A 21,576-nucleotide genomic window follows, 5' to 3' on the forward strand; every position below is an offset into this window, starting at 1 on the left:
CCCTGCTTTAAATAGTGCCCGGACCTGATCGACCTTGATTTGTCCTCGATCCGTTCCGAGCATTCTGCCGCGCGAACGGGGTGGGAGTCGCTGTGCGCTTCCACACCCCGTTCCGCCGCTGTGACGCTGCCATCGCAGCGTCGTTCAGGCCATCCCTACGACAGGCCCGCGACCGTTCGGTCAGGAGTCCTTGACCGTGATCGAGCCGCTCTTGATGCCTTCCTCGGCCTTCTTGATCGCGGCCTGGAGGTCGGCGTTGTCCTTGAAGACGGGGTTGGAGTCGGAGAGGCTCACACCGCCGGTCGCCAGGCTGGCGCGGACCTCGCCGGTCTGGGGCTTGCCGTCCTTGACCGACTTGGCCAGGTTGAAGACCGCGCCGGAGACGTCCTTCATGGCCGAGGTGAGGATCGAGGCCTTGTACTTGGCCAGCGCGTCCTGCTTGTACTGGTCGGAGTCGACGCCGATGGCCCAGATCTTGTGCTCGGAGGCGGCCTTGATCACGCCCTGGCCGGACAGACCCGCGGCGGCGTAGACGACGTCGGCACCGGCGTCGATCTGGCCGTTGGCGGCGTTCTCGCCCTTGTCGGGGCTGGAGAAGCCGCCCTCCTGCGCGGTCTGCGTCAGGTACTGCGACTTGACCGTGACGCCCTTCTTGGTGTCCGCGACGCCCTGCTTGAAGCCCGCCTCGAACTTGTGGATCAGCGGAACGTCCACGCCGCCGATGAAGCCGACGGTGTTCGTCTTGGTCGTCTTGGCGGCGGCGACACCGGCCAGGTAGGAGGCCTGCTCCTCGTGGAAGACCAGGTCCGTGACGTTGCTCGCCTTGATCTGGTTGTCGTCGACGATGCCGAAGGTGGTCTTCGGGAACTTGGCGGCGGCGGCCTTGACGGCCGGCGCGTAGGCGAAGCCGACGCCGATCACCGGGTTGTAGCCTTGCTTGGCGAGGGTCTCCAGGCGCTGTACCTTGTCCGCGTCCGACTCACCGTCCTGCGGCTCGACGGCCGTGCTCTTGTAGCCGAACTCCTGGTCGGCCTTGTCCATGCCGGCCGTGGCGGCGTCGTTGAAGGACTGGTCGCCCTTGCCGCCGACGTCGTAGGCGAGGGCGAGGCCCAGGTTCTTGTCGCCGCCACCGGCCGACTTGCTGGACGAGCTGCTGCCACATGCGGAAACAGTGACAGCGAGAGCTGCGGTTGCGACACTTGCAACCGCTATACGGGACACCCGGCGCATGGAACGAGACTCCTTCGTGCAAGCGCCCATACCAGGCGCTGGTTCCGCCGCAGCGTAACGCGCGTAGACATGGCGGAAAACCCCTCCTTGCCAGAGTGTTATCCGACCGTTTTGATCCTTCGGTGCCGCTCTGGCCCTGCGTCGGCGCCCGCCGGGGACGCCACCGGCCCGTGGCCAGGCAGGTCGTGGTCCCACCGTCACGACGGGCACGCCCGGCGCTCGCGGACAGCATGACGGCGAAAAACCCCGGACCGTGCCGGTCCGGGGCCTTTCCGTCAGTGCTTCGGGCCAGGCGGCGCGGTCACTCGGTGTTGACGGTGACCTTGCCGTCGATGATGTCCTGCTTGGCCTTGTCGACGGCGGCGACGACGTCCTTCATGGCCTTGTACTTCGGGTTGGAGTCGGCGAAGCCCACACCGCCCGACTTCAGGTCGCCGCGCACCTCGCCGGACAGCGGCTTGCCGTCGACGACGGACTTGGTCAGCTCGTAGACCGCGCCGCCGACGTTCTTCAGGGCGGAGCCGAGGATCCAGTCCTTGTACTTGGCCAGGGAGCTCTGCGCGTACTGGTCGGAGTCGACGCCGATCGCCCACACCTTGTGCGCTGCGGCGGACTTGATGACGCCCTGACCGGACAGGCCGGCCGCGTGGTAGATGACATCGGCTCCGGCGTCGATCTGACCGTTGGCGGCGCTCTCACCCTTGTCGGGGCTGGAGAAACCGCCCTCCTGCGGGGTCTGCGTCAGGTACTGCTTCTCGATCTTGATCTTCGGGTTGACCGACTTCGCACCCTGGACGAACCCGGCCTCGAACTTGTGGATCAGCGGGATGTCCACACCGCCGATGAAGCCGACGTGGTTCTTCTTGGTGGTCTTGGCCGCCGCCACACCCGCCAGGTACGAGGCCTGCTCCTCGTGGAAGACCATGTCGGCGACGTTGTCGGCCTTGACGGTCTCGTCATCGATGATGCCGAAGGTCGTCTTCGGGAACTTGGCCGCGGCCTCCTTGACCGCCGGGCCGTACACGAAGCCGACCCCGATGATCGGGTTGTAGCCGGCCTTGGCGAGCTGTTCGAGGCGCTGCACCTTGTCCGCGTCGGACTCGTTGTCGTTCGGCTCGACGTCCCGGCCGCCGATCTTGAATTCGTCCTCGGCCTTCTGGAAACCGGAGAACGCGGCGTCGTTGAACGACTGGTCGCCCTTGCCGCCGATGTCGTACGCCAGACCGATGCCCTTGCCCGAGTACGCGCCGGAGCCGCCGGCCGAACTGCTGCCGGCCTTGTCGGAGCCGCCGGCCGAATCGCTGCTGGACTTGCCGCACCCGGCGGCCGCGAGCGCGATGACCGCTACGGTCACCGCGGCTTGGGAGAATCTCGACCTCGATGAGTTCAGACGCACAGCAAGCACCCCTTCTTGCCCACGGCACCGTCGCCGGCCCGTTTTCCCCATGTGCCGCCTCTGGTGGCGATTCCGGCGCACAGTAACGCGCGTAGAGGTGGAGGGAAACGGGGTTTCTCCTGGCCGTTACCGAACCGTGCCGACAGCGGACGACCTTCGCGTGCCCGGCGGTCGAGGGCGGGTGGCACGTCCAAAGGACGGGGCGCCGGCCGGGCGCCCCGTTCTCCGGATCCTCCGGCCGGGATCAGCGCGTCGGATGCAGCAGGGCGGCGGCGGTGAACAGTTCCACTCCCACCCTGATGGCGGACTCGTCGGCGTCGAAGTCCCCCTGGTGCAGGTCGCGCACGGTCCGCTCACCCGGGGTGCGCACCCCGAGCCGGGCCATCGCGCCGGGCACGTGCTCCAGGTACCAGGAGAAGTCCTCGCCGCCGAGGCTCTGCTCGGTGTCCTCCACGTTGGCGGCGCCGCGCCGGGCGATCATGGCGTCGCGCAGCAGTTCGGTCACCACCGGTTCGTTGACGACCGGCGGCACCCCGCGCACGTAGTTGATCTCGGACTTGGCCTTGTGCAGGTTGGCGACCTCGTCGATCGCGGCGACCACGATGTCGGGGGCCTGCCGCCAGGCGTTGATGTCCAGGCAGCGGACCGTCCCGGCGAGTTCGGCGTGCTGCGGGACCACGTTCGGGGCGTGCCCGGACTCGATCCGTCCCCAGGTCACGGCGAGCCCGGCACGGGTGTCGACCCGCCGGCCGACGAGCGCGGGCACGTCGGTGACGACCCGGGCGACGGCGGTGACCAGGTCCGTCGTCAGATGCGGTCGTGCGGTGTGCCCGCCGGGACCGTCCAGCGAGACCTCCAGCCGGTCGCAGGCGGAGGTGATGGGGCCCTGGCGCAGTCCGATCCGGCCGGCGTCGACCCGGGGGTCGCAGTGCACGGCGACGATCCGGCCCACTCCCTCCAGCGCGCCGCTCTTGATGACCTCGGCGGCGCCGCCGGGCAGCACCTCCTCGGCGGGCTGGAAGATCAGCCGCACGGGCCGCGGCAGCAGTCCCTGCCGGTGCAGGTCCGCGAGGACCAGTCCGGCGCCGAGGGCGACGGTGGTGTGCACGTCGTGTCCGCAGGCGTGGGCGCGGTCGGGCACCGTGGAGCGGTACGGGCTCTCGCTCTTGGTGTCGGGGATGGGCAAAGCGTCGATGTCGGCGCGCAGGGCGAGCACGGCCGGTCCCCCGCCTCCGGGGTCGCCGCCGATGTCGCAGACGAGACCGGTCCCGGCCGGGAGCACCCGCGGCGCGAGCCCGGCCTTCTCCAGCCGCTCCTTGATCGCGGCGGTGGTACGGAACTCCTGGTTGCCGAGCTCGGGGTGCATGTGCAGGTCGCGCCGGAAGGCGACGAGCTCGGCGTACAGCGCCTCCGGCAGCATGCCGGGCAGGGCGTCCGCCGTGGCATCAGCGGGGAGATCGGCCTCGGACTCTGGGGACATCAGTTGCTTCACCCTCTGAAGGGTAGGACGCCGGGGTGGTCAACTGACCCTAGATCAACAAAAGTTCAACCCGTTAGAGGAAGAAAAGGTGACCGCCCGGCGCATACGTGTCGACTGGGATGGGTAAACTCGCCCGCCTTCGACGGCCGAGCGGATCACGGAGCCCCGGGGGAGTGGTGTGCATCACACCCCTGGCACCCCGCCCCATTTGTTCTTTTCTCCAGGCATACCACGTCGCACCGGAACCACGCCCGAGATGTTCACCTGTCGGACGTCATCCGGACCGGTCCCGCCCCCGCCGGGACTCCCCGGGGCCGCCCGCGGAAGTCCCGGCGGGCGCTCAGCCGGCCTGGGCCGTACGGGCGAGGCGGTGCACGTCCCGGGCGGTGCCCGTCACCCCGGACAGGAAGCCCTGGGCCCGCGGGGAGGCGTGCGCCGTCAGCCAGCTCGGGTCGATGTCGCAGACGGTGACGCGTACCTCGGTGCCGGCCAGGGCGAGCGGCAGGGTGTGGACGACGGTGGAGGGGAAGCTGAGGACCGTACGGCCGATCGGGCCTCGGCGGGCGATCAGCTCCAGGGGGAGCTCGGGGCGGACGATCTGCAGGCCCGTCTCCACGGCCAGCCGGTGCAGCTTCTCGGCGCTCTCGCGCCGGTGGGCGAAGTAGCGGGTCGCCCCGTGCGTCCTGGTCAGTGCCCGTACGGCGTCCACGTACCGGTCGCCGTCGACGACGCCCGTCTCCACCAGTGACGTGCCGACCAGGTCGGCGCTCGTGGTGACACTGGGCGGGCCGAAGCGGTCGCGGGTCCAGGCGAAGCGGTTCGCGGTGACGGTCACACCCCGCGGGGCCTCGTCGATCGGCATGGACGAGAACACCTCCACCCGGCGCTCCCCGCGAGGGGTGAGCCGGCGCCGCGCGGCGGCCGACACCGGGCCGAGGACGAGGTCCCGCGGGCCGCGGCGGCCGCCCTTGCGGTGCCAGCGCACCAGCCGCTCCCCGCGGGCGAGCTGGCCGACGAACTCCATCGTCGCCGTGCCGTCGTCCACGACCACGAGGTCCCGTGCCTTGGTGATCGTCAGCAGGAGCTGCACATACCGTGAGAACGGGTCCCCCATCACGACCCGCTCGGCCCGCCGGAGCGGCCCGGCCAGACCGCCGATGGTCCGCAACGGCGCCCCGGCCCCGCCCCGCGCCTCCTCCCACCGCACCTCGTGACCCTCGTCGCGGGCCAGCTGGGCCATCCGCCGCAGCTGACCGCGGCTCATCGGATCGGTCGGCGACAGCACGACGAGGGTGATCCCGGACTCCGGGCGGGTGCCGGGAGCGGTCCCGCCCGGATCGGGGGCACGGTCGGTGGTGTGGCCGCGGGCGTGAGCCCATTCCAGCACGTTCAGCAGTTGTACCGGGCTCTCGACGAAGGCGAGGGTGTGGGGGCTCATCGGCGCGGGACCGTCCGTGTTAAGGGGCTGGGGCTCACACCGCGACCGGCTCGCCCGCCGCCGCGGCGATCTCCGCCTCGGCGACGACGCCGGTGACGCGGCGCAGCTTCTTCATCGGGCCGAGCTCGGAGTCGTAGACCTTCTTCACCCCGTCGCCGAGGGAGGCCTCGATCGTGCGGATGTCGCGGACCAGGCGCTGCAGGCCCTGCGGCTCGACGGAGGCGGCCTGGTCGGAGCCCCACATGGCGCGGTCCAGGGTGATGTGGCGCTCGACGAAGACGGCGCCCAGGGCGACCGCGGCCAGCGTGGTCTGCAGGCCCGTCTCGTGGCCGGAGTAGCCGATCGGGACGTTCGGGTACTCCTTCTCCAGGGTGTTGATCACGCGCAGGTTCAGCTCCTCGGCCTTCGCCGGGTACGTCGACGTGGCGTGGCAGAGCAGGATGTTGTCCGAGCCCAGCACCTCCACCGCGTGGCGTATCTGCTTGGGCGTGGACATGCCGGTGGAGAGGATGATCGTGCGGCCCGTCGCGCGCAGGGCGCGCAGCAGCTCGTCGTCCGTCAGGGAGGCGGAGGCCACCTTGTGCGCCGGCACGTCGAACTTCTCCAGGAAGGCGACGGCCTCGGTGTCCCACGGGGAGGCGAACCAGGCGATGCCCTTCTCCCGGCAGTAGTCGTCGATCCGGCGGTACTCGTCCTCACCGAACTCCACGCGGTGGCGGTAGTCGATGTAGGTCATCCGGCCCCAGGGGGTGTCGCGCTCGATGTCCCACTGATCGCGCGGGGTGCAGATCTCGGGCGTGCGCTTCTGGAACTTCACGGCGTCGCAGCCGGCCTCGGCGGCCGCGTCGATCAGCTTGAAGGCGTTCTCGATGTCGCCGTTGTGGTTGATGCCGATCTCACCCGTGACGTAGACCGGGCGGCCGGGGCCGGCCTCACGCGAACCGAAGGTGCGGATGCGGGAGTTGGTGCTCATGGCAGGAGTCGTCCTTACTTGGTGAGGGAATCGAGAGAGGGGCCGAGGATCCAGCTGGCGATCTCTCGGATCGCGCCGTCGCCGCCGGGGACGGTGGTGACCGCGCGTGCGGCGCCGCGTACGACGTCGTGGGCGCTCGCGACCGCCACGGGCCAGCCCACCAGGGAGAAGCACGGGAGGTCGTTGACGTCGTTGCCGACGTAGAGCACGCGCTCGGGCGCGATGCCCTGCTCCTCGCACCACTGCTTCAGCGCGAGGTCCTTGCGGTCGATGCCGTGCAGCACCGGGAGCCTGAGCTTCCGGGCGCGGGCGGCGACGACCGGGTTCTGTTCCGTGGACAGGATCAGCATCCTCAGGCCGCTGTCGCGCAGCGCCGCGATGCCGAGGCCGTCCCCGCGGTGCACGGAGACGAACTCCCGTCCGTCGGAGTCGATCAGCACCCTGTCGTCGGTCTGGGTGCCGTCGAAGTCGAGTACGACCGCGTCCACGTCGGCGGCGGTGGGCAGCGCCCCCGGCCGGTCGGCGTCGAACAGCGGTGCCAGCGCCCGCGCCCGCGCCAGGTCGTGCGGGTCGTCGATCTCCAGCACCCGCGCCGGGTCGGTGCGGACGAGCTCCGTACGGCCGAAGAAGCGGTGCCGGTGCGCGCGGAACCCGGACGCCGCCATGGCGTAGGCGGCGCCGGTCTCCAGCAGGTCCTGGGGGCGGTCCTGGCGGCGCGGGCGGAAGGACTTGTCGTGGTTGACGCCGTAACCGCCCTCGGTGGCCGCGGACTCGGCGACGGCCACGTCCGACGGTGCGCCGGCGGTCAGCGGGTCGTCCGCGGCGTCCCGCCACACGAAGCCGTGGAAGGGCGCCACGGTCACCGCGGTGTCGGCGCCGGCCTCGACGACCGCGCCCGCGACCCCGTCGACGTCCTCGCTCGTCAGGAACGGGCTGGTGCACTGCACGAGCAGCACCACGTCCACCGGGGCTCCGTGCAGTGCCTCGTGCGCGTCCATGGCGTGCAGCACGGCGGCCTCGGAGGTGGCGGTGTCACCGGCGATGGCGGCCGGCCGCAGCACCACCTCGGCGCCGGCCTGGCGGGCGGCGGCCGCGATGGCCTGGTCGTCGGTGGAGACCACCACGTCGGTCACCAGCCGGGCCGCCCGGCACTCGCGCACGGCACGGGCGACCAGCGGGACGCCGCCGACGGGGGCGAGGTTCTTCGCGGGTACGCCCTTGGAGCCGCCGCGCGCGGGTATCACCGCGAGCACGCGGCGCGCCGGGGCGCCGGATCCCGCGTCCGGGTGGGCGTCGGTCATGGGCTGCACTCCTTGGTGTGGGACGCGGTCGTTCACAGCTCCCCCATCCGCCGGATCACGGGCGCCACGCGCTGCACGCCGTGGCGGTAGGCGCCGCGGGCGGCATGGCGGAAGATCCGGCGTACGGGGCCGGGCGACCGGTCGGCGGCGGGCGCGCCCGGCAGCGGGCTGCCGTCGGGGGCGAGGTGGTGGCGGGCGAGGACGCCGGGCAGGTAGCCGGGGGCCGTGACGGGGGTGTAGTAGGGCTTCAGCGGCGGGAGTTCACCGGCGGCGAGCAGTTCGTCGACGCGGTGGCGGCCCCTGTCGAAGGCGGCCTCGTACGTGCCTCCGGTGGCGACGCCCTGGCGGGCCACCCACCGCGGGTCCGGTTCGGGCTCGTGCCCGGCGTCGAGCTGGTCCCAGGAGGCCAGGCAGCCGGAGCCGACGAAGTGGTGGTTGCCGAGCGCCTCCCGCACCCCGAGGTCGGTCAGGACGACGGTGGGGATGCGCCGGTGCAGGGACTCCAGGGCGGCCGTGGAACTGACCGTGACCAGCAGGTCGGTGCGGTCCAGGACTTCGCCCATGTTCCCGTACACCAGGCGGAAGTTGGCGGGCAGGTCCTTGCGCTGGGCCAGCTTCTGGTACGGCAGTTCCTCGATGTGCGTGGTGTGCTCGCCCGGCTTGGAGCGGAGCTTGAGCAGCACCTCGCGCCCGGGGTGCCGGCGGGCGTGCTGGATCAGCCGGTCCAGCAGGTAGGCGCGGTCCCCGCGGCTCTGCGGCACGGAGGGCTGCGCGGCGAAGACGACCGTGTAGGGGTCGTCCTCCGTCCGGTCCGGGGCGTGCACGGCGCCGCCGAGGAACGGCAGCGCCACCTCGGTCACCGACGAGGCGTCGGCGCCCACTCCCTCGTACACGGTCCGGAAACGGTCCGCGTCCTGACGGGAGTTGGCAAGGACGAGGTCGGCGCCGTGCCGCAGCAGCAGACCGTCGGTGAGCTTTTCGTAGACGACGCCCACGTAGCCGGTGACGACCACGGGCCGCTCGGTGCGCCCCTGCCAGACGTGGGCCAGTCCGTGCAGCATGGCCTGGACTCCGCCGCCGACGAGGGCGAGCACGACGACGTCGTACGGCTCCTGAGCCATCTCGCGCAGGAACTCGGCGGCGGTGACCTCGCGCAGACGGTCCGCGCGGACACCGACCTCCTCGAGCTGGCGGGCGGTGGGGGTGGCACGGCCCCGCAGCAGGTAGCCGTCGAGCCGGATGTCCGATTCACCCGGGTCGGGGGCAACACCGGCGGAAACCAAGCGGTTCGCCGTGAGCGCTCCCCATTTCCATCGGGTGTCGGAATCCGCGAGAACGGCGACTCGCCGGGACTTCTTCGCACTGGCTGGCACGTCGAAGACCGTAGGAAGGCTTTTCTAGGTTCCACCCAACCCGAACACAACAAACAGTTAACAGCACATCGCCGAATGGCGAATCAGGCCGCCGACGGCCTGGAAAAAGGGCTGGTTCACTGCGTCGCCACGCGCCGTTCACCCAAGCTCAAGCCGGCGGTAAAGACGGGGGCGGGACCGCTTCCTAACCTCGCCTGCGTGGTCAAGCTCTCCGTCATCGTGCCGTTCTACAACGTCCGGCAATACGCGTCCGACGCCTTGAAGAGCCTGCGCGCGAACGCCCGCGAGGACTTCGAATTCATTCTCGTCGACGACTGCTCGCGCGACGAGACACCGGACATGCTCGCGCGCGCGGAGCGCGAGCTGCCGGGGGCGGTGTACGTCAGACACGAGAGGAACGGCGGGCTGGCGACCGCGCGCAACACCGGGATCGACACGGCGCGCGGCGAGTATCTGACCTTCCTGGACGGCGACGACTGGCTGGCCCCCGGCTACTACCCGCGGCTGCTCGCCGCGATCGAGGAGCTGGGCTGCGACTTCGTCCGCACCGACCATGTGCAGTGCACCGGGCGGGCGCGCACGATCCGGCGTGTCCCGCACGGCCGGCGGGGCGAGGTGATGGACCCGCGGCAGGCGATCCTGCCCGCCGAACGCACCACCTCCGTCGACTACCCCTACGCCTGGGCGGGTGTCTACCACCGCCGGCTGGTCGACCGGGGGCTGCTGCACTTCACCGACGGTCTGCGCACGGCCGAGGACCGGCCGTGGATCTGGCGGCTGCACCGGGAGGCGGAGTCGTTCGCCGTGGTGGGTCTGCTGGGCGTCTTCTACCGGCGCGGGGTGGCCGGTTCCCTCACGCAGATCGGCGATGTGCGCCAACTCGACTTCATCCGCGCCTTCGACCAGGTGATCGAGGAGACCGCGGCCGACCCCGAGGCCGACCGGCTGCTGCCGAAGGCGGTGCGCACCTACTGCGCGATCATCGCCCACCACCTGTCGGAGATCGACAAGTTCGAACCGTCGGTGGCCAGGCAGCTGCGGACCATGAGCGCGGCGGCGATCAGGCGGCTGCCGCAGGAGCTGCTCACCGACGTCCTCGACACCATGGACCTGAACCGTTCCTCCAGGCTGCGTCGACTGCGCCGCCGGGTTCCCGCAGCGAAGGCGGCCTCCTGATGTCCCGCACCACCCAGATCTTCTGCGCCTCGACGCTGTACGGCGCCGCCACCCTGGCCGCCGCGATCGAGTCCGACTGCTTCCCCGAGGCGGACCGCCGCCTGCTGCTGGTGTGCAACAACGCGGCGACGCCGGAGGTCACCCCGTCCGTCGACGAGATGCCGGGCTTCGCACCGCTGCGCGACCACTTCGACGGCGTGCTGTCCTGGAACGAGGCGATCCGCCCCTTCCACCCCGGGGCCTGGTCCCCGCACCCCGACGGCTTCCCTCTGTTCGAGCGTCATCTGCGGCTGCTGTGGGGCCTGGGCGACGACCGCGTGGCCCTGGTGATGGAGTCCCTCCAGGTCAACCCGGCCCTGGCCATCGCCCAGTCGTTCGCCGAGGCGCCCATCGACGTCTACGCCGACGGGCTGATGAGCTACGGTCCCACGCGCAACAAGATCGACCCGCTGGTCGGCACGCGGGTGCGGCGGCTGCTCCACCTGGACCTGGTCCCCGGTCTGACCCCGCTGCTGCTGACCGAGTTCGACGTGCCCGCGCAGGCCCTGCCGACCGATGCGTTCATGAAGGTGCTGCGCCGGATCGGCGACGCCGTGCCGCAGCTTCCGCCGCTGCCCGAGCGTGCCGCCGTACTGCTCGGCCAGTACCTGTCCGCGCTGGACATCCTCTCCGCCGAGGAGGAGGAAGAGCTGCACGTGCGGATGTTGCGGGGCGCGGTCGCCCGCGGGCACCGCTCGGTCGTCTTCAAGCCCCACCCGACCGCTCCGGCCCGCTACGGCCGGGCGCTGGAGGCCGAGGCGGAACGGCTCGGTGTGGACCTCACCGTCCTGGACCTGCCCGTCCTCGCCGAGGTGCTGTTCGAGAAGACCCGGCCCGCGCTGGTGGCCGGATGCTTCTCGACCGCGCTGTTCACCGCCTCCGCCTTCCACGGCCTGCCGGTCGCCCGGGTCGGGACCGGTCTGGTGCTGGAGCGCCTGACGCCCTACCAGAACAGCAACCGCGTCCCCGTCGTCCTGGCCGACGCGCTGCTGCCGGACCTGGAGGCGGGGAAGGACGACGGTCAGGAGTCCGCCGTCGCCGCCGACATGCTGACCGGGCTGGTCACCGCCGTCGGTTTCACCATGCAGCCGCAGATCCACCCGGGCCTTCGCCCGGCAGCGGAACGCTTCCTCTCCCAGTACTTCGGACCGCGCACCCAGCACTACTTCAAGCGCCGCCGGCTCACATCGCTGGGGCTGCCGGGCGGCATCCCGGAGCGGCTGGCGTTCCTCCCCCGCAGCGCCACGGCGCGCCGGATGGTGCGGCGGGCGCGGGCGCTGAAGAACGCCGTACGGGGCTGAGGACCCGAGCGCCGGCCGCACCGGGCGGCGCGTCCGGATCATGGCCCTGCCGCGGGTACGGCGGCCTGCCGGCGGACACCCCGGTCCTCGCCGGGCGACGTCGTCCGGTCGGCTGCCGAACCGGGACTCTTTACCCGCCGTCCACCGGGAAGCCACTCGGGAACCGTCGTACTGGGGCACGATGCGTCCTTCGATCGGAGGACGGTGGAAGGCATGACGAACCCCCTGGCGGGATTGTTCAAGGCACGGCAGAAGGAGGCCGCCAGGCTGGAACTGTTCGCCCGGAGCATGCGCCTGTGCGGCGAGTACCTCGCGGCGCAGAGCGAGACGTCCTCTCCCCGGCACGCCCGCCTCACCCGGGCGATCGGCACCTTCGCCACCTCCCTCGACACGCCGTCGGCCGATCCCTTCGACTCCCTGCTCAAGGTCGGCGAGCGTGCCCTGGAGGCCGGCGGGGACAGCGGACTGGCCCTCGCCCTGGGCGTGGCCGAGACGTCGACCCGGATCCGGCAGCGGTCCAGGGGAGCCTGGCGGCTGCACGGCCTGGCCCTCGACGGGCTCGGCCGCGAGGCGGAGGCACTGGAGTGCTACGAGCGCCACCTCACGCTGGTGCAGGACAGCGGCGCGGCAAAGGAGGTCGTCCGCAGGATCGACACCCTGCGGCGGCAGCGGGCGTGCCTGGAAGAGGCCGACGCGCTCTTCCCCCGGGCCGGCTCCCAGCTGCGCGACCTGCTCGGACAGCCCTCCGCGGTCGCGGCCCCGGAGTTCGCCGCCTTCGTACAGGCGCGGGTGGCCGAGCACGGCGCCGGGGACCCGACCGTGCGGCGCCTGCTGAGGCTGTACGGGACGTACCGGCGGCTGGTCGAGCGGCCCGCGCTGTCCGACCCGCTGCTCGGCGGGAGCACCCCGATCGGCGTCGGCGGGCTGCGCGGACTGCTCGAGGGGCGGACGGTGTGCCTGGTCTCGGGTGCCGACGCAGCCGGGAGTGCGTCGGGCGCCGAGATCGACGGCTACGACCTGGTGGCGCGCTGCGACTCGTTCGGGGTCCGCGTGGAGGGCACCGGCGAGCGCACCGATCTGCACGCCGTCTCGTTGCGGGGCGAGACCCCGTGGAACGGACCCGCCTGGACGCAGCCGGCCGGCATCCGGCTGGTGTTCGGCTCCCCGGCCGCACCATGGCGCCGTGCCACGCGGCAGCGGCTCGTGCCCGGAGCGCAGGAGCACATCGGTGACGCGTCCCTGCGCGCGCCCCTGACCGACCCGGCGCTGATCGGCGAGGGCGACTGGGAACCGGCGACCACCACCGCCTTCACCGTCCTGCGGCTCCTGGACTTCCTGGATGTCAGCCCCCGCCTGGACCTCATCGGCTTCGGCCTGCCCGGCCGGCTGCGGCCGAGGGAAGCCGAGTGGGTCATGGACCACGCGACACACGCCGACAACAGCAAGATGAGGATCGCCCTGCGATGACCCACTCCTTGGCGGACGACCGCAGCACCGTCACCGGCAGACGCCGCATCGCCTTCGCCGTCCACACCGAAAGCGACCGCCTGCCCGCTCTGGCCACGCTGCTGCGCAGTCTGGTACTGACCAACCCGGGCGTGTGCGAGGACTTCGTGGTCCTGCACCCGGGGCCGGCCGACTCCTCGTTCGACGCCCTGCACCGCCTGCACCCGCGTGTCGTCACCCGCCGGGCGGACAGCCGCGCCGACCTCTTCCGGCTGGAGGGCTATGACACGGTCATCGCCCTCAGCCCGGACATGGTGGTGCTGGGGGACCTCGGTGAGCTGCTCCGGATGCGCCATGGTGTGGGCGCCGTCCAACAGGCGCTGTACGACGGGGAGGGCGGGGAGCGGCACGCCGTCCTGCCCGGCGGCCTCCTGGTGATCCAGCGCACCGACGTGGACGACGCCCTGGTGGCCCGGCTCTCCGGCGACGGCGGTCCGGACCTCTCGTCGGCGGACGTCCTGGTTCCGGTGGACGCGCGGTACGACTTCCTCACCCACCGGCTCCCCGGCGACTCGCCGGTGCCCGCGAACGTCGCCGTCCTCCACTTCACCGGCCCCTCCGACGCGCCCGGGGACGGTCCGGCCGCCGAGGCGCGGCGCCGCTTCGAGATGAGCGACGAGGAGTTCCGGGCGGCCTACTGCGCCCTGCCCGGCGACAAGCACGCCGGCCTTCTGGCGCACTGCGCGCCACCGCTGCTCGAGGCGCGTCCCTCCCTCGGTCTCGCCCGTACGGTGGCCGATGTGTACCGTCGGCAGGGCCGCTACGACGAGGCCGTCGACGTCCTCGCCCCGGTCGTGGGCGACCGGCTGGACGCGCCCCGCTGCCAGGAGACGCTGGGCGTCTGCCTGATGGCGCTGTCGCGCTACGCCGAGGCCGAGGCGCATCTGCTCCTGGCGGCGGCCTCACCCGATGTCGCCCCGCGTGCCTTCGCCCAGCTCGCCCGTCTGGCGTGGCTGTGCGGGCGGGAGGAGGACGCGCACGCGTACGCCCGCGAGGGCCTGGACGCCGATCCCACCGACGCCGGTTGCCACAGCTGGTATGTGCGCACCCGCCCCGAGGGACCGGCACCGGAAGAGCCGGACGCCGCCGCGCACCAGCTGGCCCATGTCGCGCTGTTCGCCGAGGGCCAGGAGAACGCCGGGGACAAGGTCCTGCCCGAGGCCGTGCGCATGTGCTTCGACACCGACACCGGCCCGCGCCGCTGGTACCGGCAGCCGGTGCACCGGCTGGTCGACGAAGCGGCACTGGAGCAGCTGAACGCCCGGCGCGGAGTGATCGTGGGCGGCGGCGGGCTCTTCCTCCCGGACACCTCCCCCAACGGCAACAGCCACTGGCAGTGGAACGTCCCGGACGAGCTCCTGGCGCGGATCACCACGCCCCTGGCGGTATTCGCGGTCGGCTACAACGTGTTCGACGGACAGCTCTACCGCCGGAGCCGGTTCGCCGAGAGCCTGCGGGTGCTCGTCGAACGGTCGGCGTTCTTCGGGCTGCGCAACCATGGCTCGATCGAGCGGGTCCGGGAGCTGCTCCCCGAGGAGCTGCGCGACCGGGTGCGCTACCAGCCCTGCCCGACCACCGTGGCGCGGTACCTCGCCCCGGGCCGGTTCGATCCGGCCGAGAGATCCGAGACCGTCCTGGTCAACTGCGCCTACGACCGCGCGGGGCTGCGGTTCGGCAACGACTACGGCCACTTCCTCGCCCAGCTGGCCACCGCGCTCCGGGAACTGCGGGACCGGGCCGATGTGCGGTACGCGGCCCATATGCCCGCCGACGAGAGGTTCGTGCACGACCTGCGCCGGGAGCACGGCCTCACGCTGCCCGTGGAGCAGCTCTACGACATGTCGAACGACGGCATCCGGGAGCTGTACGGCCGGTCGCGGCTGGTGATCGGCATGCGCGGGCACGCGGGCATGATCCCCTTCGGCTGCGGCACCCCCATCCTCAGCCTCGTCTCCCATCCGAAGCTCGCCTATTTCCTGTCCGACATCGGACGCGAGGAATGGGGGCTGTCCGTGCACGACCGGGAACTCGGCTCCCGGCTCACGGAACGGGCCACGGCGATCCTCGACGACCACGCGACCGCCGTGGCGGAGGTTCACGACGCGCAGAAGCTCCTGTGGGAAACGACCCGGTCGAACATCGACGAGCTCAGGAAAACCTTTGGCCAGGCGTAGAACATCAATCATTCACCGATGATTCGAACATAATTCATCTCTCCATACCTCGGGCGACACTGCACCCGTCGGGAGCATCGTTAGCCTGTTCCAATCCCCAACCTTCGAGCGTGAGAGGCCTCTGTGCCGAAACTGTCTGTTGTCGTCCCCATGCACAATGTGGGAGCGTTCGCCGAGAGCACGCTGCGAAGCCTCGCCAACAATGCGAATCCCGATGTCGAGTTCCTGCTCGTGGACGACTGCTCCACGGACTCCACCCCCATGGTCATCGACCGCTGGGCGGAGAGGCATCCGGGCGCCAAGGTGATCCGGCACGAGAAGAACATGGGCATAGCCCAGGCGCGCAACAGCGGTATCGACGCGGCGAGCGGTGAGTACATCACCTTCCTCGACGGCGACGACTGGTACGGGCCGGGTCACCTCGCCGAACTGGTGTGCGCCATGGACGAACTGGGCTGCGACTTCGCCCGTACCGATCATGTCCAGGCCACGGGCACCGAGCGGGTGGTCCGGCGGCCCCCGGCCCCGGTGCGCAACCTCGTGATGGATCCGCGCGACGGAATAGCGCCGGCCGAATCGGAGACGATGGTCGACTACCCCTTCGTCTGGGCGGGGATCTACCGCCGGCACCTCTTCGCCGACGGGGGCATGCGCTTCGCGACCGAACTCCGCACCGCCGAGGACCGGTTGTGGATCTGGCGCCTGCATCTGAAGGCCAGGACGTATGCCTCCCTCGGTGTGCACGGCGTGTTCTACCGGAGGGGCGTCGCGACCTCGCTCACCCAGATCAAGGACGCGCGGCAGCTGGACTTCATCCCGGCCTACGACGCGTTGCTGCAGGATGTGCTGCAGGACTCGGAGACCGAGCGTTTCCTCCCCAAGGCCGTACGGACCTATTGCGCCATGATCGCCTTCCATATCGGCAAGGCGAACGAGTACGAGCCCTCGACGGCCCAGCGACTGCGGCGTGAGGCGAAAGCCGCGCTCCACCGCATGCCCGAGCGAACGCTCGAGGACACCCTCACCACTATGGACAGCACTCGGAGCAGGTTGCTCAGCCGCCTGCGTGACGGGCGGAAGGCTGCCTGAACCATGCCCCGAAAGACCCAGATCTTCCAGGTCTCGACCCTCTACGGAGCGGCCACTCTCGCCGCGGCGCTCGACGCGGGCCTGTTCGGACCGCGCCACGAGGCCCGACGCATCCTGCTGGTCTCCAACAACGCCGCCATACCGGAGACGGCCCTGCGCCTCGACGAGATGCACGGCTACGCACGCATGGCCGGCCGCTTCGACTCGGTGGTCAGCTGGAACGAGGCGATCAGCCCCCACCACCCCAGCGCCTGGGGTCCGCGGGGCAACGACACGGTGTTGTGGCAGCGGGCGCTCCGTCTGCTGTGGGGCATCGACAAGCGGGACCTGATCGAGCTCGCCGTCGAGTCGATCCAGGTCAACCCGGCCCAGGCCTTGGCGGCGATCTTCTCCGAGAGCGCCGTCCATGTGTACGCCGACGGCCTCATGAGCTACGGGCCGACCCGGGACAAGCTGCCGCTGACCCTCGCGCGCCGCATCCGGCGGCTGCTCCATCTCGACCTGATACCCGGCCTGAAGCCGATGCTGCTGTCCGAGTACGGCGTCGAGCCCGAGCTCGTCCCGGACGAGGCGTTCCGCGGCGTGCTCGACGAGATCTCCCGGGACGCGGCGGACGACCCGCGGCTGGCGCCCGTCCTGGAGGAGGCGCCGACGGCCGTGCTCCTCGGCCAGTATCTGGCGGCGATCAACATCCTGAGCGCGCAGGAGGAGGAGGACCTCCATGTCCGCATGCTCACCGGGGCCGTGCGCGCCGGGCACCGTTCCCTGGTCTTCAAGCCCCATCCGACGGCACCCGCCGACTACTCGGACGCGCTGAGCAAGGCGGCGGCGGACGCCGGCGTCCGGCTCACCGTGCTGGACGCGCCGCTGCTGGCCGAGACGCTTTACCACCACTGCCGTCCCGCACTCGTCGTCGGCTGTTTCTCGACGGCCATGATGACCGCCTCCGCCTACTTCGACGTGCCCGTCGCACGGGTCGGGACCGCGCTGGTGACGCGGCGCCTCCAGCCCTACCCGAACAGCAACCGCGTGCCCCTGACCCTGGTCGACCACCTGGTGCCCGATCTGGAGCGCGAGGAGACCCCGGCTCTCGTCGGCACCGCCCCCGGGACCTTGTCGCCGCTGGTCCGGGCGATCGGTTTCTGCATGCAGCCCAAGGCGTACCCGCAGCTGCGGGAGTCGACGACGGACTGGCTGCGGAACAATCTGGCCGACAGCCCCGGCTACTACTTCCCCGAACTGCGGCTGGCCGAACTCGGCCTTCCCGGCAGCCACCCGCGGTCGCGCGCGAAGATCCAGGTGCGCCGCGCGAAGCGCGTGGTGCGCAGGGCGGTGCGACGCGGCGTGAGGCGATGACGCGTGGGGCGACCTGCGCGTTCATCCGTCCCGGACGGCCAACCGAGGCCCAGCAGCCACGGGGGAGCCACCAGCTCTTCAACTCCCGTACACCGAGCAGTAAGAGAGTGACGCGGTGCCGAATGACATAGCCGTGGGCCTGCCGCAGCAGCGCAGCGCTCCGTCCGAACAGGCCGCCGCACCGCGGGAACACCGCTACGACATCGACCTGATGCGGCTGATCTGTTCCGCCACCGTGATGCTGGGACATGTGGGCGCCCAGTTCATCCACGCCACCGACAACAACCCGGCCAAGGGTTCAGGGTCGTACTGGGCGGGACACGTGGCGGAGGCGATCAATCCGTTCGCCGTTCCCATGTACTTCGCCATCGCCGGCTGGGCCGTGCTGGTCGGCGCGCCCCCGCGCGACAGCGCCCGGATGTGGCAGCGGATCGTCCGCAACACGGTTCCGCTCTTCGCGTGGACGGCGATCTATCTGGTCTGGGCCTGGCTGCGGGACCGCAACGACCGGCCCATGACCGAGCTGGCGACGGACTCCCTCTTCGGCTCGGTACGGCCCGCCTACCACCTGTGGTTCATGTACAACTACATTCCGATCATCGCGCTGCTCGCCTTCGCGATGATGATCAGGGCGGGGAAGCGGCCCTGGGGGCTCGGAGCGGCACTGTTCGGCATCGCGGTCCTGCCGAGCGTGCTGACCACGCTCGGGGCGGTCACGGATCACCGGATGCCCTCGGTGGCCTGGGGGTTCGGTACCTATTCGGTGGTGTACGCAGTCGGGGGCGCGATGCTGTTCGCCCTCCCCGCCGGCGTCGTACGGTGGCGCCGACCGCTGTTCGTCCTGCTGCCGCTCACCATGGCCGGGTGTCTCTGGTACAACACGCAGATCCACTATGTGATCCCCAACGCGCACCTGTTCGTCGGCGTCATGTGCGTCGGCGTGCTGCTCCTCATCAGCCGGGTCCGGATCCCGGAGAAGTGGCGGCCCCTGCTGCAGAAGCTGGCCGGTGCGGCGCTCGGCGCGTACATGGTCCATGTGTTGTTCCTCGAGGAGGTCGTCGCACCGCTGGTGTCGGCGGACCTGAGCGGACCGATGGCGGGGCTGCTTCTGGTCGGTCTGCTGATCACGGTCCTGGCCCTCTCGTTCGCCGCCAGCCTGCTGTGGGGCAGGCTGAACCTGCGGCGGCTGCTCGGCTGACCCGGCCGGACACGACGGCGCAACAAGCCCCATGGGACAGCAGTGGGCCCCGGAACGGATCCGTTCCGGGGCCGTGCCGTCTGCGGTCCCTGAGGCGCCCGGCGGCTGCCGGGCCGGTGACTACACGCTCGCCAGCGACAGCTTCACCGCGAAGCCCAGGAACAGCACGCCCGCCGCGGAGGTCGCCGACGCCGACAGGCGCTTGCGGCGGCGGAAGGCGGCGGCCAGCTTCATGCCGCCGAATATCAGCGCGCTGAGGTAGAGGACGCTGGCGAACTGGAGGAAGGCGCCGAGGATGACGAAGGAGAGCGCCGGATAGGCATAGGCCGGGTCGACGAACTGCACGAAGAAGGCGATGACGAACAGGATCGCCTTGGGGTTGACGAGGCTGACGACGAGAGCGCGGCGGAACGGCCGCTCGCCGGCGGCCACCGGAGCGGAGTCCTCCTCCTGCGCCGCCTTCTCCCGCCGGGCCCGCCACATCCCCCAGCCGGTCCGCAGCATGCCGATCGCGATCCAGGTCAGATATCCGGCGCCGGCGTACTTGACGATCCCGAACAGCACGGGGTTCGCCTTCAGCAGGGAGGCGGCCCCGGCCGCTCCCAGCGTCATGAGCACGGTGTCCCCGCACCAGACACCCGCGGCGGCGGTGTACCCGGCGCGTATCCCGCGCCGGGCGGCGACGGACAGCACGTACAGCGAGTTGGGCCCGGGAAGCAGGACGATGAGGACGAGCCCTGCCAAGTAGGTGGGGAGATGGATGACTCCGAACATGGCATGGAGTGTCGCACGACGGTGAACCACCACTTCACGGGCGCCGCCATCGATCCGGCACGACTCGATGCCCGGCTCACCGGCAGATCACTCGCCCCCTTCGCGGCACTCCGTCCCGCCGGATGAGATCCGGCGGGACGGATTCGCCGGCAGCGTCCGGATCATCCGCCCGGGGCCCGTACGGCTTCCGGTCAGCGGATCGCCATGCCGAATGCCTTGCCCGTGAGGGGAAGGCCGTTCAGGCCTGGCTGCTGGGTCAGCACGGTGTCGCCGGTGCCGCCCATGGCATTCGTCCATGGCAGGGCGTGGACGGCGCCGCGCTCGGCGGGACCGTACGGCATACCGATCCACAGGTGCGTACCGGTCGCGTTGAGGTGGTTGCCGACCCGCTGTGAGGCGCCGGGGTGCCCGGCAGGCCGCGGGCGTTGCCCGCCTCGATCCAGTGGTCTGAATCGCCGGGCGCTCCGAGAAGCGAGAAGGTCTGCACGATGCCGGCGTCGGTGGCCGTGCCGACGTCCTCGAAGGGGACGCCCACCGCCAGGTCGGAGCAGCCGTCCTGGTCGTGGTCGAACACGGCGAGCTGCGAGCCGAAGCCGTCGCCCGCCTCGGCCTTGTCCGGAACGAAGTCGACGTCCTGGTGGAGGACGACGCTGCCCTTGCCGCCGCCGTAGACGACGCGGACCAGGCCGGCCCCGGACCGGCCGTTGACGGACGCCGTGGGGTCGCCGACCGCGACGTCCTCGACGCCGTCGCAGTCGAAGTCGCTCACGCGGGTCGCGCCGACCTTGGAGGAGATCCAGTCGCCGAGGTCGTCGACACGGGCCGCGACGGCTCCGCCGCGGGTCTCGGCCGAGTCGCTGCCGAAGCAACCGCCCTGCCAGGAGCGGCTGTTGATGGCGAGCAGGGTGGCCACGCCGGCTGTGACGCGAAGCGTGGGTCCGCCCGCGTCGCCCCTACACACGGCGGCGTTGTCCTTGCCCGTCACGGTGGCGGTGGTGGCGTCGGCGGCGTCCACGGAGAACGCGCCGGAGTGCAGCTTCACCGGCGCCCACTCGTCCTTGGTGCGGCCGTAACCGGCGACGCGCAGTTCCTCGCCCACGGTGGGCGCGCCGGCCGCCAGGGCGACGGGCGTGGTGGTGACCGGCGCCGAGAGGCGGGCGAGCACGACGTCGCGGTCGGTACGCGGCACCAGTTCCACCACGTGGCGGACCTCGCCCTGCGTGGTGGTCAGGTCGGTGCGTCCGATGGTCGCGGTCGTCTTCAGCTTCGGCGCTCCGGCGGGCACGGTGAGATCGACGGCCGGGTCGTCGACGAAGCAACTGGCCGCCGTGAGCAGCCATTCGGGATGGACGAGGGTGCCGGAGCAGGCACGTGTGCCATCGCCGATGTCCAGGCGCGCGGTATGGCCGTAGGCGGTGTCGGTCGCGGCGGTACGGCTGCCAGGCCGGCAGCCGCCTCAAGGAACGCGCCCCACCGGCTGCTGTCGGGGGTCGCTGCGGGTTCGGCTCGGTCGCTAGTGCTGTGACCGGAAAGGTTTGCCGGGAAGCTCGCGGCGTCCGGTGCGGTACATCGCAAGGCGGAGCATGACCCGCGTACTGGATGTACTCGGGTGATGCGACAACGCGGCGAGGTGCCGTGCCGGGCGTCGCGAGCCGGTGAACCTTTCCGGTCGCAGCGCTAGTAGGGCTTGGTCAGGTCGGGTGTGGTGGTGCGTGTCCTTCTGGGCCGGTGTGGCGTTGGGAGTGTGTGACTCCGGACGAGGTTGCTGTGGT

16 protein-coding genes and 1 pseudogene are annotated in these 21,576 nt (G+C 71.0%); 7 read left to right on the forward strand and 10 right to left on the reverse strand.

Going from position 1 to position 21,576, the window contains the following annotated elements; translation table 11 throughout:
• Positions 1–180 precede the first annotated feature (180 nt).
• The 7 genes from ACFY3J_RS07585 to ACFY3J_RS07615 all read right to left on the reverse strand — a co-directional run bounded on the left by ACFY3J_RS07585 (position 181) and on the right by ACFY3J_RS07615 (position 9,191).
• Positions 181–1,230, reverse strand: coding sequence for a BMP family protein (locus tag ACFY3J_RS07585; protein WP_390840501.1), 1,050 nt, complete (start codon positions 1,228–1,230; stop codon positions 181–183).
• 301 nt (positions 1,231–1,531) lie between these two features.
• Positions 1,532–2,584 (reverse strand): BMP family protein, encoded by a 1,053-nt coding sequence (locus ACFY3J_RS07590; protein ID WP_384172377.1) that lies wholly within the window; start codon positions 2,582–2,584, stop codon positions 1,532–1,534.
• A 286-nt stretch (positions 2,585–2,870) separates the two neighbouring features.
• The gene (locus tag ACFY3J_RS07595; RefSeq protein WP_384172649.1) at positions 2,871–4,106 is read right to left on the reverse strand and encodes an amidohydrolase; all 1,236 of its coding nucleotides are present in this window, start codon (positions 4,104–4,106) and stop codon (positions 2,871–2,873) included.
• Positions 4,107–4,446: 340 nt separating this feature from the next.
• On the reverse strand, positions 4,447–5,544 hold the full coding sequence (locus tag ACFY3J_RS07600) for a hypothetical protein (RefSeq protein WP_384172380.1): 1,098 nt from the start codon (positions 5,542–5,544) through the stop codon (positions 4,447–4,449).
• Between the two features lie 34 nt (positions 5,545–5,578).
• Positions 5,579–6,517, reverse strand: a complete 939-nt coding sequence (locus tag ACFY3J_RS07605; RefSeq protein WP_384172383.1) for an N-acetylneuraminate synthase family protein — start codon at positions 6,515–6,517, stop codon at positions 5,579–5,581.
• A 14-nt stretch (positions 6,518–6,531) separates the two neighbouring features.
• Positions 6,532–7,818 (reverse strand): cytidylyltransferase domain-containing protein, encoded by a 1,287-nt coding sequence (locus ACFY3J_RS07610; protein ID WP_390840502.1) that lies wholly within the window; start codon positions 7,816–7,818, stop codon positions 6,532–6,534.
• Between the two features lie 32 nt (positions 7,819–7,850).
• Positions 7,851–9,191: a DUF6716 putative glycosyltransferase gene (locus ACFY3J_RS07615; protein ID WP_384172389.1), complete on the reverse strand. Its 1,341-nt coding sequence runs from the start codon at positions 9,189–9,191 to the stop codon at positions 7,851–7,853.
• A 198-nt stretch (positions 9,192–9,389) separates the two neighbouring features.
• Here ACFY3J_RS07615 and ACFY3J_RS07620 point away from each other — a divergent pair, with 198 nt between their 5' ends.
• The 7 genes from ACFY3J_RS07620 to ACFY3J_RS07650 all read left to right on the forward strand — a co-directional run bounded on the left by ACFY3J_RS07620 (position 9,390) and on the right by ACFY3J_RS07650 (position 19,030).
• Complete coding sequence (locus ACFY3J_RS07620) at positions 9,390–10,367, forward strand: glycosyltransferase family 2 protein (protein WP_384172392.1); 978 nt, start codon at positions 9,390–9,392, stop codon at positions 10,365–10,367.
• A complete protein-coding gene (locus tag ACFY3J_RS07625) occupies positions 10,367–11,707 on the forward strand; it encodes a polysialyltransferase family glycosyltransferase (protein WP_384172395.1) in 1,341 nt (446 codons plus the stop codon). The genes ACFY3J_RS07620 and ACFY3J_RS07625 overlap by 1 nt, the downstream gene beginning before the upstream one ends.
• A 213-nt stretch (positions 11,708–11,920) precedes the next feature.
• Complete coding sequence (locus tag ACFY3J_RS07630) at positions 11,921–13,174, forward strand: hypothetical protein (protein WP_390840503.1); 1,254 nt, start codon at positions 11,921–11,923, stop codon at positions 13,172–13,174.
• Positions 13,171–15,387, forward strand: a complete 2,217-nt coding sequence (locus tag ACFY3J_RS07635) for a polysaccharide pyruvyl transferase family protein (RefSeq protein WP_390840504.1) — start codon at positions 13,171–13,173, stop codon at positions 15,385–15,387. Before ACFY3J_RS07630 ends, ACFY3J_RS07635 begins: the two co-directional genes overlap by 4 nt.
• 123 nt (positions 15,388–15,510) lie before the next feature.
• Positions 15,511–16,476, forward strand: a complete 966-nt coding sequence (locus tag ACFY3J_RS07640) for a glycosyltransferase family 2 protein (protein ID WP_384172404.1) — start codon at positions 15,511–15,513, stop codon at positions 16,474–16,476.
• A gap of 3 nt (positions 16,477–16,479) precedes the next feature.
• Positions 16,480–17,832 (forward strand): polysialyltransferase family glycosyltransferase, encoded by a 1,353-nt coding sequence (locus ACFY3J_RS07645; protein ID WP_390840505.1) that lies wholly within the window; start codon positions 16,480–16,482, stop codon positions 17,830–17,832.
• Positions 17,833–17,947: 115 nt separating this feature from the next.
• Complete coding sequence (locus ACFY3J_RS07650; RefSeq protein WP_390840506.1) at positions 17,948–19,030, forward strand: acyltransferase; 1,083 nt, start codon at positions 17,948–17,950, stop codon at positions 19,028–19,030.
• Between the two features lie 120 nt (positions 19,031–19,150).
• Here ACFY3J_RS07650 and leuE read toward each other — a convergent pair whose 3' ends face one another.
• The 3 genes and pseudogenes from leuE to ACFY3J_RS07665 all read right to left on the reverse strand — a co-directional run.
• The gene (leuE, locus tag ACFY3J_RS07655) at positions 19,151–19,804 is read right to left on the reverse strand and encodes a leucine efflux protein LeuE (protein ID WP_390840507.1); all 654 of its coding nucleotides are present in this window, start codon (positions 19,802–19,804) and stop codon (positions 19,151–19,153) included.
• Between the two features lie 256 nt (positions 19,805–20,060).
• A complete protein-coding gene (locus ACFY3J_RS07660) occupies positions 20,061–20,573 on the reverse strand; it encodes a hypothetical protein (RefSeq protein ID WP_384172652.1) in 513 nt (170 codons plus the stop codon).
• A 36-nt stretch (positions 20,574–20,609) separates the two neighbouring features.
• Positions 20,610–21,218: pseudogene (locus tag ACFY3J_RS07665) on the reverse strand (trypsin-like serine protease); the annotation flags it as partial.
• Positions 21,219–21,576 lie beyond the last annotated feature (358 nt).

It is taken from the genome of Streptomyces sp. NPDC001231 (assembly GCF_042896885.1).
Classification (GTDB): Bacteria; Actinomycetota; Actinomycetes; order Streptomycetales; family Streptomycetaceae; genus Streptomyces.

Bases quoted from the DNA above. Each gene is read 5' to 3' on its own strand.
- ACFY3J_RS07585 (WP_390840501.1), bottom strand. From the start codon at position 1,230: ATGCGCCGGGTGTCCCGTATAGCGGTTGCAAGTGTCGCAACCGCAGCT.
- ACFY3J_RS07595 (WP_384172649.1), bottom strand. From the start codon at position 4,106: ATGTCCCCAGAGTCCGAGGCCGATCTCCCCGCTGATGCCACGGCGGAC.
- ACFY3J_RS07600 (WP_384172380.1), bottom strand. From the start codon at position 5,544: ATGAGCCCCCACACCCTCGCCTTCGTCGAGAGCCCGGTACAACTGCTG.
- ACFY3J_RS07605 (WP_384172383.1), bottom strand. From the start codon at position 6,517: ATGAGCACCAACTCCCGCATCCGCACCTTCGGTTCGCGTGAGGCCGGC.
- ACFY3J_RS07610 (WP_390840502.1), bottom strand. From the start codon at position 7,818: ATGACCGACGCCCACCCGGACGCGGGATCCGGCGCCCCGGCGCGCCGC.
- ACFY3J_RS07625 (WP_384172395.1), top strand. From the start codon at position 10,367: ATGTCCCGCACCACCCAGATCTTCTGCGCCTCGACGCTGTACGGCGCC.
- ACFY3J_RS07630 (WP_390840503.1), top strand. From the start codon at position 11,921: ATGACGAACCCCCTGGCGGGATTGTTCAAGGCACGGCAGAAGGAGGCC.
- ACFY3J_RS07635 (WP_390840504.1), top strand. From the start codon at position 13,171: ATGACCCACTCCTTGGCGGACGACCGCAGCACCGTCACCGGCAGACGC.
- ACFY3J_RS07645 (WP_390840505.1), top strand. From the start codon at position 16,480: ATGCCCCGAAAGACCCAGATCTTCCAGGTCTCGACCCTCTACGGAGCG.
- leuE (WP_390840507.1), bottom strand. From the start codon at position 19,804: ATGTTCGGAGTCATCCATCTCCCCACCTACTTGGCAGGGCTCGTCCTC.